Below are 14356 nucleotides of genomic sequence, written 5' to 3' on the forward strand. Positions count from 1 at the left end.
GTGGCATCCATGGACCTGTGGTTGTCCGCGTTGCACGCCTTCCCCGGCGGGGGGGCCCGGGGGGGCGGCGGGGGGGGGGCGGGGGGGCGGGCGCCCCGCCGCCGCGCGACGCGTCCGATCAGGCCTTGCGGGCCCCGGGGTGGCGGCTGCACCAGCCGTCCCACGCGGAGGCCACCATCTCCGCCACGTCGTGGCGGGCGCCCCAGCCCAGCTCGCGGCGGATCAGGTCGGCCGAGGCCACCACCCGCGCGGGGTCGCCGGCGCGGCGCGGGGTCACCTCGGGGGTGGTGTCGTAACCGGTGACCTTGCCGATCACCTCCAGCATCTCCTTGACGCTGACACCCTCGCCGCGGCCGATGTTGAGCACCAGCGAGGTCTCGCCGGCCGGGTCGGCGGCCAGCCGCTTGGCGGCGGCGACGTGGGCCGAGGCGATGTCGGAGACGTGGATGAAGTCGCGGACGCAGCTGCCGTCCTGGGTGGGGTAGTCGTCGCCGAAGACCCTCGGGGCCTCGCCGGCGGTGAGCCGCTCGAACACCATCGGGATCAGGTTGAAGACCCCGGTGTCGGACAGCTCGGGGGAGGCCGCGCCGGCCACGTTGAAGTAGCGCAGCGCCACGGTGGAGATGCCGTGGGCCTTCCCGGCCGCGGCGACCAGCCACTCGCCGGCCAGCTTGGTCTCGCCGTACGGGCTCATCGGGGCGCACGGGGTCGACTCGGTGACCAGGTCGACGTCCGGCATGCCGTAGACGGCGGCCGAGGAGGAGAAGAGGAAGCGCTTGACCCCGCCCTCGGCGGCGGCCTCCAGGACGGTCTGCAGGCCGATCATGTTCTCCCGGTAGTAGAAGAACGGCTGCTCGACGGACTCGCCGACCTGCTTCTTGGCGGCGAAGTGCAGGATGCCCTCGATCGCGTGCTCGCGGATGGCGGCGTCCAGGACGGCCCGGTCCAGGGTGGAGCCCTCGACCAGGGCGACGCCCTCCGGCAGGCGGGAGGCGTCGCCGGTGCTGAGGTCGTCCAGGACGGCGACGCGCTCACCGGCGTCGAGCAGCTGGCGGACGACGTGCCCGCCGATGTATCCGGCACCGCCGGTGATCAACCAAGTCATGGGCCGATTCTAGGGTGTTCGGGTTTCCGGGGTGAGTGCCGGGCGAGTCGAGCCGTCAAATCGGACAAATCGGTGAAATGCTGACAAAGATTTCCATGCTCCCAGCGTGGTGACGAATCGGAGGCAGCCAAGGTGAGCCGAAAGAAGGAACACGCCCGCCCCCTGCCGGCCGGGCCCCGGCCGACCGGACCCAGGACGGTCCACGGCCGTCTGCTCGTGCCCGGCGTGGTGGCCGTACTGACCGCGCTGGCGCTGGCGGGGTGCAGCAGCGGCTCCTCCTCGTCCGCCTCGCAGGCCGCGGGATCGCCGTCGGGCTCCGGCTCGGCCAGGCCGGCCTCGTCGGCCCCCGCGCGGTCGGCCGACGGAAACCAGTTGCAGGACGACTACCAGCGGGTCATCGCCGACGTGCTGCCCTCGGTGGTGCAGATCACCACCGGCGACAGCCTCGGCTCCGGGATCGTCTACGACGACAAGGGCGACATCGTCACCAACGCCCACGTGGTGGGCACCGCGACCACCTTCACCGTCACCCTCGCCAACAGCACCAGGTCGCTGGACGCCACCCTGGTCGGCAGCTACCCCGACACCGACCTCGCGGTGATCAAGCTGAGCAGCCCGCCGAGCGGCCTCAAGCCGGCCGCCTTCGGGGACTCCGGCAAGGTCCAGCTCGGCCAGATCACCCTCGCCATGGGCAGCCCGCTCGGCCTCTCCAGCAGCGTCACCCAGGGCATCGTCTCGGCCACCGGACGGACCGTCTCCGAACCCAGGGGCGGCGGCTCGCCCGGCGCCACCATCGGCAACATGGTGCAGACCTCGGCCGCGATCAACCCGGGCAACAGCGGCGGCGCGCTGGTCAACCTGGACAGCCAGGTGATCGGCATCAACACGCTCGCGGCGACGGAACCCGAGGCCAGCGGCGCGGCCGCGCCCGGCATCGGCTTCGCCATCCCGGCGTCCACCATCACCAGCATCACCGACCAGCTGATCAAGCAGGGCAAGGTCACCAACTCCGGCCGGGCCGCACTCGGCATCACCGCCCGGACCAGCTTCAACCAGCAGTTCAAGCCCGCCGGCGCCGTCATCGTGGCGGTCACCCCGGGCGGCCCGGCCGCCTCGGCGGGGATGCAGGCCGGCGACGTGATCACCAAGATCGGGGACGCCGCGGTCGACTCGCTGAACGCGCTCACCACCGCGCTCGCCTCGCTCACCCCGGGCGACAAGGCCACCGTCGCCTACACCAGGGACGGCACCAGCCAGACCGCCACCGTCACCCTCGGCACCCTGGAGAGCCCGTAGGGCCCGGCTCCGGCCCCGGCCCCGCGCAAGGGTTCCGCGGACCGGCGGCCGTACCGGCACGGCGCCGGGACCTCGTCACCGCCTCGACGAGGTCCCGGCGCCGTGTCGTGCCCCGGTTCAGCGGCGGGCGGTGCGGGTGCGCCAGGGCAGTTCGACGGTGATGCTGCTCGGGCCGCCCTCCGGGCTCTGCACCAGGAGCACCCCGTCCACCGCGCGGATCCGCTCGGTCAGCCCGGCCAGGCCGCTGCCCGGGTAGGGGGCGGCGCCGCCCTTGCCGTCGTCCTGGACCAGCACCATCAGCTGGTTGTCGGAGCGCCAGACGTCGACCGAGGCGGTGCGGGCGCCGGAGTGCTTGGAGACGTTGGTCAGCAGCTCGCTGACGGTGAAGTACGCGATGCCCTCGACCGCCGAGTCCGGGCGCTCGGCCCGGCCGTCCGGCCCCTTCAGGTCGACGTTCACCTTGACCCCGCCGGGGACGGTGCAGCGGGCGGCGACCGAGGACAGGGCCGCGTCCAGGCCGCGGTCGGTGAGCACCGCCGGGTGGATGCCCCGGGCCAGGTCGCGCAGCTCCTGGAGGGCCAGCTTCACCTCGCCGTGCGCGTTGTCGACCATCTTCGTGGCGGCCGCCACGTCGTCCTCGGTCTCGACCTCGCGCAGCCGCTCCTTGGCCATGCCCAGGTCCATGGCCAGCGCGACCAGGCGGGCCTGGGCGCCGTCGTGCAGGTCGCGCTCGATCCGGCGCAGGTCGGCGGCGGCGGTGTCGACCACCGTGCCGCGGTCGTCCTCCAGCTCGCGCACCCGCTCGGCCAGGGCGCCCGGGAAGAGCAGCGACTCGACCAGGATCCGGTCGATCGCCGCCAGCGCCCGGATCACCCAGGGCAGCACCGGCCACATCACGGTGACCGCGACCAGGGTCACCGTGAAGCTCAGGATGCCCCAGGGCAGCATCAGCACGTTGTAGAGCGCCGAGCGCCAGTTCAGCAGGTCGGTCAGGTGGGCGATGGTGAAGCCCACCACCCCCGGCCGGCGCCGCTGCACCGGCTCCGGCTCGTGGATCTCGGAGCCGTACGCCGCCCGGGCCCGCCGGCGGCCCAGCCCGCCCAGGGCGCGGGAGACGGCCAGCCCACCGGCCAGCAGCGGCAGGCCGACCACGGTGATCGACATCCCCAGGCCGGCCGAGAGCGTGATCGCGGTGAGCGAGAAGCCGGCGACGCCGAGCGGCAGGTTGAGCAGCAGCTGGCCGACCTGCCGCCACATCTGCGCGCCGTACAGCGGCGAGCGGACCATCCGAGCGTCCTGCTCCTTGATGGCGTCCACGGTGCGGCGGTGCAGCGGCTTCATCTGGATCTACCGTCCCTCTTGGTCGAGCTGGTGAAGCAAGCTTCCCGAACGCGGGGCGGGAGATGCCATGGGGGTGATACATCTTCCGGGACGGGGGTTATCCCTACCCCCGCCGGGGTCGTCGGGCCACTGCCCGGTGCTCGCGGGAGTGTCCACCGGACGTCTTGCGGAGCGGGCAGGGTTCGGGCGGAGCGGAGCCGTCCCCTTAGACTCACGCATTGGCCATGGTTATGACCGTGCGAGGAAACGTCGTAGAACTGCCTTGAGGGGTTGTTCACGGCCGAGGTGGAGGGCGAAGGCATGGAGGGGCAGCATGCGGCTGCCGTCGCGGCCGACCCGGCGGTCGGCGGCGGCTACTTCGACGCGTACGCCGCGATGGGCCTGCTGGCCGTCGTCGGGGTGCTCTTCGTCGCCGTGGCGTTCACGGCCAACCGGCTGCTGCGGCCGGTGGTCCACTCGCCCGAGAAACTCCTCGCCTACGAGTGCGGGGTGGACCCGGTGGGCGAGGACTGGGCGCACACCCAGATCCGCTACTACGTGTACGCCTTCCTGTACGTGATCTTCGCGGTCGACGCGATCTACCTGTTCCCGTGGGCGACGGTCTTCGCCACCGCCGGGTACGGCGCCGGAACGCTGATCGAGATGTTCCTCTTCATCGGCTTCCTCGCGGTCGGCCTGCTCTACGCCTGGAAGAAGGGCGTTCTGGAATGGACGTGACGCACACCCACTCGCACGGCGCCCAGGGCGGGCCGGTCCCGCTCGGCCTCCCGGACCCGTCGCGCCCCGGCGCCGTCGAGCGCCGTGGCATCGGCCCGCTGGCCCGGCTCGCGCCCGACCCGGTCAAGGTCGTGCTCAACTGGGGCCGCCGCTACAGCCTCTGGTGCTTCAACTTCGGCCTGGCCTGCTGCGCGATCGAGTTCATCGCCGCGTCCATGGCCAAACACGACTTCATCCGGATGGGTGTCATTCCGTTCGCGCCCGGACCCCGTCAGGCCGACCTGATGATCGTCTCGGGGACGGTGACCGACAAGATGGCGCCCGCCGTCAAGCGCCTCTACGAGCAGATGCCCGAGCCGAAGTACGTCATCTCCTTCGGCGCCTGCTCCAACTCCGGCGGCCCGTACTGGGACTCCTACTCGGTGACCAAGGGCGTGGACCAGATCATCCCGGTCGACGTCTACGTGCCCGGCTGCCCGCCCCGGCCCGAGGCGCTGCTCCAGGGCATCCTCAAGCTCCAGGAGAAGATCGCCGCCGAATCGCTGCCCGACCGCTACACCGCGCCCGCGGCGGCGCTGCGCCGCCCGCTGGTGGCGGGACCTTCGACCGAGGGAGGGGTCTCATGACTTCCGCCGAGCAGTACGCGGCGTCGGTCGGGGAGTGGGCGACCGGCGCCGAGGCTTACGGGCTGGTCACCGTCGACGTCCCCGCCGAGCACTGGATCGAGGCGCTCACCAGTGCCCGCGACACGCTCGGCCTGGGCTACTTCGACTGGCTGAGCGCCGTCGACGAACTGGCCGAGGGCTTCTCCGTGGTCGCCCACCTCGCCTCCGCCGACGCCCCGGGCGTGCGCCACCTGGCGCTGCGCACCCGGGTGCCGCGGGACAAGGCCGCGCTGCCGACCGCCGTCCCGGTCTACGCGGGCGCCGCCTGGCACGAGCGCGAGACCCACGAGATGTTCGGCATCGACTTCCCCGGACACCCCTACCTCGCCACCCTGCTGCTGCCGGACGGCTTCGAGGGGTACCCGCTGCGCAAGGAGTTCGTGCTCGCGGCCCGGGTCGCCAAGGCCTGGCCGGGCGCCAAGGAGCCGGGCGAGTCGGACCACGGCGACGGGCCCGCCCGGCGCAAGATGCAGCCGGCCGGCGTGCCGGACCCGAACGAGTGGGGGCCGCTGAAGGGCACCCTGCCGCCGGTCGCCGAGCGGCCCGCGCGCGGTGCGCGGGCGGCGGGCGCGGCCGGGCGGACGCCCCGGGCTGCCGGTGCTGCTGCCGCTGGGGCCGGTGCTGCCGCCGGTGCCGAGGGTGCGGCGGTGCGGGCGGACCGGCCGCGGCGGACCAGGACGGTGGCGGAGGGGTCGGCGAGTCAGGCGGGGGCCGAGGCTGCTGGTGCCGGTGCTCCGGACGCTGCTCCGGCTGTTGCTCCGACTGCTGGTGAGGCCGTTGCTCCGGCCGCTGGTGAGGCGGCGCCCGTGGTGCGGGCGGACCGGCCGCGCCGGGTCAGGTCGGTGTCCGACGGATCGGTCAGCCAGGCTGCGGAGCCGGCGCCGGCCGAGGCCGCCGAGGCCGCCGCGCCTGCCGAACCGAAGGCCGAGGGCTCGGCGTCGCCGCGGACCCGGTCCTCGGACGCGCCCTGGCACAACCCGGTGCCCGCGCACGACGAGCCCGCGAAGCCCGCCGAGGCGGCACCGGCACCGGCCGAGCCCGCGAAGCCTGTGGACAAGCCCGCGCAGGAGTCTGCCGAGGAACAGCCGCCCGCCGAGCCGGCGAAGCCCGCCGCGCCTGAGGGTGAGCGGGACGAGACGTCGGCCGGACCGGCCGGCCAGGACGGAGACGGCGCGTGAACCTGCTCGACACGGTGCTGCGCTGCGTCGCCACCCTGGTCGTCTTCCTCACCTTCCCGCTGGTCATCGGCCAGACCGAGCACAAGGTCATGGCACACATGCAGGGCCGGCTCGGCCCGATGTACGCGGGCGGCTTCCACGGCTGGGCACAGCTCGTCGCGGACGGCGTGAAGTTCGCGCAGAAGGAGGACATCGTCCCGGCCGGGGCGGACCGCCGGATCTTCCAGCTGGCGCCCGCCGTCTCGCTGCTGCCGTACCTCTTCGTGCTGCTGGCGATCCCGGTCGGCCCGAACGGCTTCGTCGGCCAGGCGATCGACGCCGGCCTGTTCTTCGTGCTGGCCGTGATGGGCGTCGGCGTGATCGGCAAGCTGATGGCCGGCTGGGCCTCGGCGAACAAGTTCTCGCTGCTCGGCGGCCTGCGCACGGCCGCGCAGCTGATGTCGTACGAGCTGCCGATGGTGCTGGCGGCGGCCTCGGTGGCGATGGCCGCCGGCACGCTCTCGCTGCCCGGGATCGTGGACGCCTGGGAGTGGTACTGGCTGCCCTGGCAGCTCATCGGCGCGTTCGTGTTCTTCACGGCCGGTCTGGCCGAGCTCCAGCGCCCGCCGTTCGACATGCCGGTCGCCGACTCGGAGATCATCTTCGGCGCGTACACCGAGTACACGGGCCTGCGCTTCGCGCTGTTCCTGCTGTCCGAGTACGTGGGCATCCTGGTGGTGTCGGCGCTGACCGCGGTGCTCTTCCTGGGCGGCTGGCACGGCCCGCTGGCGGACCAGCTCGGCTGGCTCTGGATGATCCTGAAGACCTTCGCGCTGGCCTTCGTGGTCATCTGGCTGCGGGTCACCTACCCGCGTCTGCGCGAGGACCAGCTGATGCGCTTCGCGTGGACCGTGCTGATCCCGCTCGCCCTCGTCCAGCTGGCCCTGACCGGCGTCATCAAGGTGGCGATCTCATGAGTTTTCCCGGTGCCGGCCTGGCCAAGGGCCTGGCCGTGACCCTGCGGACGATGACGAAGAAGACCGTCACCGCGCAGTACCCCGACGTGCAGCCGGTGCTGCCGCCGCGTTCGCGCGGCGTCATCGCGCTGCTGGAGGAGAACTGCACGGTGTGCATGCTCTGCGCGCGCGAGTGCCCGGACTGGTGCATCTACATCGACTCGCACAAGGAGACGCTGCCGGCCGCCGAGCCGAACGCGCGGGCCCGCACCCGCAACGTGCTGGACCGGTTCGCCATCGACTTCTCGCTCTGCATGTACTGCGGGATCTGCATCGAGGTGTGCCCCTTCGACGCGCTGTTCTGGTCGCCCGAGTTCGAGTACGCCGAGACCGACATCCTGGAGCTGACCCACGAGCGGGACAAGCTCCGCGAGTGGATGTGGACCGTCCCGGCGCCGCCGGCGCTGGACCCGGCGGCCGAGGATCCCAAGGAGATCACCACCGCGCGCAAGGCGGCGGACAAGCTGGCGGCCGCCGCGGCCGCCGCAGCCGCCTCGGCGGCCTCGGATGAGGGGGAGGCCCGGTGAGCGCCGCCACCCTGCTCGCGGCGACCGGCTCGCTGGAGCCGGCCGCCCGTTCGTTCCTGTCCCCGACCGGGGTGGAGATCGTCTTCCTGTTGGTCGGCATCGCCGTGCTCGGCTCGGCCGTGATCGCCGTCAGCACCAAGCAACTGGTGCACGCCGCGCTCTGGCTGGTGGTCGCGCTGGGCGGGCTGGCGGTGGAGTTCCTGCTGCTCACCGCCGAGTTCATCGCCTGGGTGCAGGTGCTGATCTACCTCGGCTCGGTGATCGTCCTGGTGCTGTTCGGACTGATGCTCACCAAGGCGCCGATCGGGCGCTCGCCGGACGCCGACTCCAAGAACCGCTGGGTGGCCCTAGCCGTGGCGCTCGCCTCGGCCGGGACGCTGGTGACGCTGGTCGTCGACGCCTTCCGGACCTCCTGGATCGACCTCGGCGCGGGGGGCGGCTCGGCCGCCGTCACCGGGGCGAGCCTGTTCCGCCACTGGGTGCTGCCCTTCGAAGCCCTCTCCGTGCTGCTGCTGGCGGCGCTGGTCGGCGCGATCGTGCTGTCGCGCGGGTCGAAGCGGCGGGTGCCGCCGCCCCGGGCGGGCCGGCTGCGCGCCGGCCGGCCGGTGGGCTCGAACGGGACCGTCGCCGCGACCGTGCCCCGGCCGGCGCCGCCGGAGAGCCCGGCGGCCGCAGAGGCCGTAGAGGCCGCGCCCGCTGCGCCGTCCGCGTCGGAGGAGAGCTGATGCACCTCGCCTACCCCGTCGTCCTCGCCGCGCTGCTGTTCAGCGTCGGCGTGTACGGCGTGCTCGCCCGGCGCAACGCCGTCCTGGTCCTGATGTCCGTCGAGCTGATGCTCAACGCCGTCAACCTCAACCTGGTCGCCTTCGACACCTGGCTGCGCGACTCGCTGCACGCCGGCCAGGCGCTCACCCTGTTCACCATCACCGTCGCCGCCGCCGAGATCGGGCTGGGGCTCGCCATCGTCCTGCTGCTGTTCCGGGCCCGGGGCACCGCGGACATCGACCGGGCCACCGCGCTCGGCGATCCGGCGGAGCCGCTCGCCGAGGAGACGCCGGCCGGAGCCGAGGCGCTGAAGGGCCAGGCCGCCGCATGAACCTCGCCCTGCCCGCCCTCGTCCCCGCGCTGCCCGCCCTCGGGGCCGCCGCGACCCTGGCCGTCGGAAAGAAGGCGCCCGGCCTGGCCCGGCCGCTGGCCATCGTGCCGGTCGCCGTCTCGGCCGTGCTCGCCCTGGTCGTCGCCCTCCAGCTCGGCACCGGTCAGGCGCTGGACGCCGCCACCCGGCTCACCCCGACCGGCGGCCCGGACATCGCGCTCGCCCTCCACCTGGACGGCTTCAGCTCGCTGATCTCCGTGCTGGTCGGCCTGGTCGCCACCTGTGTGCAGGTCTACTCGACCGCCTACCTCAGGAAGGACCCGCGCTACCCGTCGTACGCCGCGCTGGTCTCGTTGTTCACCGCGGCGATGTTCCTGGTGGTCTACTCGGGCGACCTGATCGTGCTGCTGGTCGGCTGGGAGGTCATGGGCATCTGCTCGTACTTCCTGATCGGCCACCACTGGGAGACCGAGGACGCCCGCTCGGCCTCGCTCAAGGCCTTCCTGGTCACCAAGCTCGGCGACGTGCCGTTCCTGTTCGGGATCTTCCTGCTCGGCGCGGACGCCGGCAGCTTCCGGATCCCCGACGTGCTGGCCGCCGCGACCGACGGGCGGCTCGGCCACCCGACGCTGATCGCCCTGCTGCTGCTCGCCGGGGTGGCCGGCAAGAGCGCGCAGTTCCCGCTGCACACCTGGCTCCCGGACGCCATGGCCGGCCCGACGCCGGTCTCCGCGCTGATCCACGCCGCCACCATGGTCGCGGCCGGCATCTACCTGGTCGCCCGGCTGCTGCCGGTGTTCCTGCTGTCGGGTGCGGCGCTGGTCGTGCTGGCCGTGATGGCCGCCGTGACGATGATCGGCTCGGCGCTCTGCGCGCTCGCCCAGGACGACCTCAAACGGGTGCTCGCCTACTCCACCGTCGGCCAGCTCGGCTACATGGCCGGGGCGCTCGCCACCGGCGACCGCGAGGCCTCCGTCTTCCACCTGGTCAGCCACGGCGCCTTCAAGGCGCTGCTGTTCCTGGCCGCCGGCGTGGTGATCCACGCCGCGCACACCAACTCGATCTCCGCGATGTCCCGGATCCCCGGGCTGCGCAAGCGCGTCCCGGACGCTTACTGGACGATGGGCATCGCGCTCGTCGCCCTGGTCGGACTGCCGCCGTTCTCCGGCTTCTTCAGCAAGGAGGCGGTGCTGACCGCCGCCGAGCACGCCGCCAACGGCGAGGCGCTCACCAACGGGCTCGGCCCGGCCTCGGCCGTGCCGGAGGCCGCCGGGTGGATCGTGCTGATCTCCGCCGGACTCACCGCGCTGCTCACCGCCGCGTACGCGACCCGGCTCTTCCTGGTCAGCTTCCACAGCCCGCAGGCTGAAGGGGCGCAGGCGGCTGCGGCGTCGCAGACCGGAACGCAAGCTGCCGCAGCGTCGCAGGCCGCGGCGTCGCAGGCCGCGGCGCCCGCGGCCGGGCACGAGGCGGACGCGCCGTACTCGCCCGAGCTCGACGAGGCCGACCCGGCCACCGCCGAGCCGCCCGCGATGCGCTGGCCGCTCTGGGTGCTGGCGATCCCGACCATGGGCTTCGGCGTCGCCGGGCTGCGCTCGGACTGGCTGCCCGCGCTGCTGGACGGCGGCTCGCTGCGCCCCTCGGCCGTCACCGCCGTCATCGGCACCGGGCTCGCCGTGGTCGGCGTGCTCGCGGCGTACGGCGCCTGGCGCTCGGCGACCGCGCGACTCGCCACCGGCCGCCCGGCTCCGGCCGACGCCGGCCGGGTGCCTGAGCAGGCCGGTGCCCCGGCCGCCGAGGTGATCGTCGCCGACCCCGGGCGCACGCTGCTCGGCCCGCTGTTCGGCCCGGCCCGGCACGGCTTCGGCGTCGACCGGCTGTACCACGCGCTGTTCGTCCGCCCGGTGACCGCCGCCGCCCGGCTGGTCCGCTTCCTGGACCGCGAGGTCGTCGAGACCTACGTGCGCGGCAGCGGGGTCGGCGCCAACCTGCTCGGCCGGGCCGTCCGGCTCGCGCAGACCGGCAACGCGCAGACCTACCTCAGCGCGCTGCTCGCCGGCGTCGTCCTGCTGGCCGTCCTGGTGGCGGTGTAGCGGATGCCGTACCCCCTCTCTCCGGTTCCCCCGATTCCGACCGCCGCCCGTAGGAGCCCCCGATGAACGCAGTCCTCATCGCCCTCCTGGTGCTGCCGCTGCTCGGCGCCGCGCTCACCCTGGCGCCGGTGTTCGGCCGGGAGCCGGCCGCCGCCGACCGGCGGGCGCTGCGGCTGAACACCGTCGTCACCGGCGCGGTGCTGCTGCTCACCGTCGCCCTGGCGGCCGGTTTCGACCACGACGAGCCCGCCCGGATGCAGGCCACCACCGACGTGTCCTGGATCCCGGCCCTCGACGTGCGCCTCCACCTCGGCGTGGACGGCATCTCGCTGCCGCTGATCGTGCTGACCGCACTGCTCACCTTCCTCTGCGCGCTGTACTCGGAGAAGCGGCTGCCGGGCGGGGAGGGCGTGCCGTCGGCGAAGGCCTTCGTCGGGCTGTTCCTCCTCCTCGAGGTCGGCATGCTCGCCACCTTCGCGGTGCTGGACCTCCTGCTCTTCTTCCTGGCCTTCGAGATCGTGCTGATCCCGATGTACTTCCTGATCGCCCGCTGGGGGAGCGGCGCGAAGGCCCCGGCCGCCAACCGGTTCATCCTGTACACGCTGCTCGGCTCGGCCGTGATGCTGCTCGGCTTCCTGCTGATCGGCAGCAAGGCCGGGACCTTCGACATGCAGGCCCTGGCCGCCGCGCACGGCAACGGCCTGAGCCACACCACCCAGGTGATCGCCGCCCTGGCGATCATGGTCGGGCTCGCGGTCAAGGCCCCCGCCTGGCCGCTGCACAGCTGGCTCCCGGACGCGCACACCGCCGCTCCGACGGTCGGCTCGGTGCTGCTCGCCGGCGTGCTGCTGAAGATGGGCACGTACGGTCTGGTCCGCGTCCTCCTCCCGGTCGTGCCCGACGGCACCGCGACGCTCGCCCCCTACCTGGGCGCGTTCGCCGCCGTCGGCATCGTCTACGGATCGCTGGCCTGTCTGGCGCTGGCCCGCCCCGGCGCCAAGGGCGACCTCAAGCGCCTGATCGCGTACTCCTCCGTCGGCCACATGGGCTTCGTGCTGCTGGGCATCGCCTCCCTCACTCCGGTGGGCGTCAACGGCGCGCTGTTCGCCAACATCGCCCACGGTCTGATCACCGGTCTGCTGTTCTTCCTCGTCGGCGCCCTCAAGGACCGCTACGGCACGGCGGACCTCGACACCCTCTCCGGCGCCACCGGCGCCGCCCTGTACGGCCGCGCCCCGCGGATCGGCGCGCTGCTCGCCTTCGCCGCCGTCGCCAGCCTCGGCCTGCCCGGCCTGGCCGGCTTCTGGGGCGAGCTGCTCGCCATGTTCGGCGCCTTCGACCCGGCCGACGGCCTGTCGCGCCCCGCGTTCGTCACCTACATGGTCCTGGCCGGTCTCGGCACCCTCCTCACCGCCGCCTACCTGCTGATCGTGGTCAAGCGCGTCTGCATGGGCGACCCCAAGCAGCCCGCCCCGGTGGACCAGGTCGCCGACCTGCGCCCGTACGAGGCCGTCAGCTGGACGCCGCTGGCCGCCCTCACCCTGCTCGCCGGCCTCTGGCCCGCGCTCCTGCTCGGCCTCTCCGACCCCGCCGTCAAGCACCTCCTCGGGGGTGGCTGACCGTGCTCGGAGCCCAGATCGCCGCACTCGGACCTCACTCCACGGGGCAGCACACTGTGACCTCCCTCGCCGTAGCCAACCCGGGCAGCCTGATCCAGTCCGTGGACTGGGTGGCGATCGCGCCCCCGCTGATCGCCGCTGTGGCCGCCCTCGCCGTCCTGCTCACCGACCTGTTCCTGCCCGAGCGGCACCGGAAGTGGCTCGGCCGCCTCGCCGCGGCCGGACTCGCCCTCGCCCTCATCGCACTCCTCCCCCTCACCGGGGGATCACCCCGGGCGACCTTCTGTGTGCAGAACGTAGCAGGGGGGTCCGACAACGCGGGCTGCTCGTACGTCGCCGACCACTTCGCCCTGGTGTTCCAGCTGCTCGCCCTCGGCGGTGCGCTGATCGCCGCGCTGCTCTCCGCGCACACCGTCGAGGAGGAGAAGCTGCCCGGCGGCGAGTACTGGTTCCTGCTGCTCTCCAGCGCCACCGGCGCCGCGCTGCTGCCCGCCTCCCGCGACCTCGCCACCATGGTGATCGCGCTGGAGGTCGCCTCGCTGCCCGCCTTCGCCCTGGTCGCGCTGCGCCGGGACGGCCGGGGCGCCGAGGCCGCGCTCAAGTTCTTCGTCTCCTCCGTCACCGCCACCGCCGTGATGCTGCTCGGCGTCGGCTTCGTCTACGCGGCCAGCGGCAGCCTGCACCTCGGGGCCGTCGCCCAGGGGCTGGAACACGCCCCCGGGCAGCTCAAGCCGCTGGCCGAGGCGGGCGCCGTGCTGACCCTGGTCGGCTTCGCCTTCAAGGTCGCCGCCGTCCCGTTCCACTTCTGGGTGCCCGACACCTACATCGGCGCCCCGCTGCCGGTGGCCGGCTACCTCTCGGTGGTCGGCAAGGCGGCCGGCCTGTCCGGCCTCGCGCTCGCCACCACCATCGCCTTCCGCCCGTACGCGCACACCTGGGGCCTGGTGCTCGCCGTGCTGGCCGCCGTCACCATGACGGTGGGCAACGTCGGCGCGCTGCGCCAGCGCTTCGACACCCGCCACAGCGCGGTGCGGCTGCTCGCCTGGTCGTCCGTCGGCCAGGCCGGCTACCTGCTGGTGCCGCTCGCCGCCGCCGGCTACGCGCCCACCGGGGTCGACCCGCTCGGCGCCACCGCCGCGTACGCGCTGATCTACGGCGTGGTGAACCTCGGCGCGTTCGGCGTGGTCGCGGCGGTCGGCCGCCGGGCCGGGACCAGCGTGGACGACTTCCGCGGCCTGTTCGCCCGGCGCCGCTGGACGGCCCTCGCGCTCGCCTTCTTCCTGCTCTGCCTGGCCGGGCTGCCGCCGGGCGTGATCGGCCTGTTCGGCAAGGTCGTGGTGTTCCGCGCGGCCGTCGACGCCGGGCTGGGCTGGCTGGCCGTCGTGATGGCCGCCAACGTGGTCGTCGCGCTGTACTACTACCTGCTCTGGACGACCCGGCTGTTCGCCCCGGCGCCGGGTGCCGAGGAAGGCGCCGAACCGGGCGCCGCACCCGTCGGCGAGGCCGGGGCCGAAGGCCGGCTGCCGGCCACCCTGACCGCCACGCTGGGGCTCACCGCCTCGGTGGCCGTGGTCCTCTCCTTCGCTCCGCAGCTGGTCCTCCAGGTCGCCGGCGGAAGCCTGTTCTGAGCGCGCACCCGCCCGGCCGGCCGCCGCGGTCCGGCCCGGCGGGGTGCCGCGGCGGTGTCACGCCGGTCACAAGGGAACAAGGCCCAGGCCCCCACC

At 73.4% G+C, this 14356-nt stretch carries 13 protein-coding genes; 11 read left to right on the forward strand and 2 right to left on the reverse strand.

Annotated elements, in window-relative coordinates:
* Positions 1-118 precede the first annotated feature (118 nt).
* The gene (gene galE / locus ABT015_RS05180; RefSeq protein WP_350876964.1) at positions 119-1105 is read right to left on the reverse strand and encodes a UDP-glucose 4-epimerase GalE; all 987 of its coding nucleotides are present in this window, start codon (positions 1103-1105) and stop codon (positions 119-121) included.
* Between the two features lie 225 nt (positions 1106-1330).
* Between galE and ABT015_RS05185 the strand changes: the two genes are divergently transcribed.
* The gene (locus ABT015_RS05185; RefSeq protein ID WP_402448743.1) at positions 1331-2401 is read left to right on the forward strand and encodes a S1C family serine protease; all 1071 of its coding nucleotides are present in this window, start codon (positions 1331-1333) and stop codon (positions 2399-2401) included.
* 117 nt (positions 2402-2518) lie between these two features.
* On the opposite strand, the gene ABT015_RS05190 is transcribed toward ABT015_RS05185, so the two are convergent.
* Positions 2519-3688 (reverse strand): sensor histidine kinase, encoded by a 1170-nt coding sequence (locus tag ABT015_RS05190; protein ID WP_350877387.1) that lies wholly within the window; start codon positions 3686-3688, stop codon positions 2519-2521.
* Between the two features lie 429 nt (positions 3689-4117).
* On the opposite strand from ABT015_RS05190, the gene ABT015_RS05195 reads away from it, so the two are divergent.
* The 10 genes from ABT015_RS05195 to ABT015_RS05240 all read left to right on the forward strand — a co-directional run bounded on the left by ABT015_RS05195 (position 4118) and on the right by ABT015_RS05240 (position 14260).
* Positions 4118-4459, forward strand: coding sequence for an NADH-quinone oxidoreductase subunit A (locus tag ABT015_RS05195; RefSeq protein ID WP_402448742.1), 342 nt, complete (start codon positions 4118-4120; stop codon positions 4457-4459).
* Complete coding sequence (locus ABT015_RS05200) at positions 4450-5085, forward strand: NADH-quinone oxidoreductase subunit B (RefSeq protein ID WP_350876968.1); 636 nt, start codon at positions 4450-4452, stop codon at positions 5083-5085. Before ABT015_RS05195 ends, ABT015_RS05200 begins: the two co-directional genes overlap by 10 nt.
* Complete coding sequence (locus ABT015_RS05205; protein ID WP_350876970.1) at positions 5082-6302, forward strand: NADH-quinone oxidoreductase subunit C; 1221 nt, start codon at positions 5082-5084, stop codon at positions 6300-6302. The genes ABT015_RS05200 and ABT015_RS05205 overlap by 4 nt, the downstream gene beginning before the upstream one ends.
* On the forward strand, positions 6299-7258 hold the full coding sequence (gene nuoH, locus ABT015_RS05210; protein WP_371518357.1) for an NADH-quinone oxidoreductase subunit NuoH: 960 nt from the start codon (positions 6299-6301) through the stop codon (positions 7256-7258). Before ABT015_RS05205 ends, nuoH begins: the two co-directional genes overlap by 4 nt.
* On the forward strand, positions 7255-7824 hold the full coding sequence (locus tag ABT015_RS05215; RefSeq protein WP_350876972.1) for a NuoI/complex I 23 kDa subunit family protein: 570 nt from the start codon (positions 7255-7257) through the stop codon (positions 7822-7824). Before nuoH ends, ABT015_RS05215 begins: the two co-directional genes overlap by 4 nt.
* Positions 7821-8549: an NADH-quinone oxidoreductase subunit J family protein gene (locus ABT015_RS05220; protein WP_350876974.1), complete on the forward strand. Its 729-nt coding sequence runs from the start codon at positions 7821-7823 to the stop codon at positions 8547-8549. The genes ABT015_RS05215 and ABT015_RS05220 overlap by 4 nt, the downstream gene beginning before the upstream one ends.
* On the forward strand, positions 8549-8920 hold the full coding sequence (nuoK, locus tag ABT015_RS05225) for an NADH-quinone oxidoreductase subunit NuoK (RefSeq protein WP_350876976.1): 372 nt from the start codon (positions 8549-8551) through the stop codon (positions 8918-8920). Before ABT015_RS05220 ends, nuoK begins: the two co-directional genes overlap by 1 nt.
* Positions 8917-11013 carry an NADH-quinone oxidoreductase subunit 5 family protein gene (locus tag ABT015_RS05230; protein WP_350876978.1) on the forward strand — a complete coding sequence of 699 codons (2097 nt, stop codon included), beginning with the start codon at positions 8917-8919 and terminating at the stop codon, positions 11011-11013. Before nuoK ends, ABT015_RS05230 begins: the two co-directional genes overlap by 4 nt.
* 62 nt (positions 11014-11075) lie before the next feature.
* On the forward strand, positions 11076-12632 hold the full coding sequence (locus tag ABT015_RS05235; protein ID WP_350876980.1) for a complex I subunit 4 family protein: 1557 nt from the start codon (positions 11076-11078) through the stop codon (positions 12630-12632).
* Between the two features lie 56 nt (positions 12633-12688).
* The gene (locus ABT015_RS05240) at positions 12689-14260 is read left to right on the forward strand and encodes an NADH-quinone oxidoreductase subunit N (protein ID WP_350876982.1); all 1572 of its coding nucleotides are present in this window, start codon (positions 12689-12691) and stop codon (positions 14258-14260) included.
* Positions 14261-14356: the final 96 nt, after the last annotated feature.

The sequence above is a fragment of the Kitasatospora sp. NPDC094016 genome (genome assembly GCF_040304045.1).
GTDB lineage: Bacteria > Actinomycetota > Actinomycetes > Streptomycetales > Streptomycetaceae > Kitasatospora.

Bases quoted from the DNA above. Each gene is read 5' to 3' on its own strand.
- galE (WP_350876964.1), bottom strand. From the start codon at position 1,105: ATGACTTGGTTGATCACCGGCGGTGCCGGATACATCGGCGGGCACGTC.
- ABT015_RS05190 (WP_350877387.1), bottom strand. From the start codon at position 3,688: ATGGTCCGCTCGCCGCTGTACGGCGCGCAGATGTGGCGGCAGGTCGGC.
- ABT015_RS05205 (WP_350876970.1), top strand. From the start codon at position 5,082: ATGACTTCCGCCGAGCAGTACGCGGCGTCGGTCGGGGAGTGGGCGACC.
- ABT015_RS05215 (WP_350876972.1), top strand. From the start codon at position 7,255: ATGAGTTTTCCCGGTGCCGGCCTGGCCAAGGGCCTGGCCGTGACCCTG.
- nuoK (WP_350876976.1), top strand. From the start codon at position 8,549: ATGCACCTCGCCTACCCCGTCGTCCTCGCCGCGCTGCTGTTCAGCGTC.
- ABT015_RS05235 (WP_350876980.1), top strand. From the start codon at position 11,076: ATGAACGCAGTCCTCATCGCCCTCCTGGTGCTGCCGCTGCTCGGCGCC.
- ABT015_RS05200 (WP_350876968.1), top strand. From the start codon at position 4,450: ATGGACGTGACGCACACCCACTCGCACGGCGCCCAGGGCGGGCCGGTC.
- ABT015_RS05230 (WP_350876978.1), top strand. From the start codon at position 8,917: ATGAACCTCGCCCTGCCCGCCCTCGTCCCCGCGCTGCCCGCCCTCGGG.
- ABT015_RS05195 (WP_402448742.1), top strand. From the start codon at position 4,118: ATGGGCCTGCTGGCCGTCGTCGGGGTGCTCTTCGTCGCCGTGGCGTTC.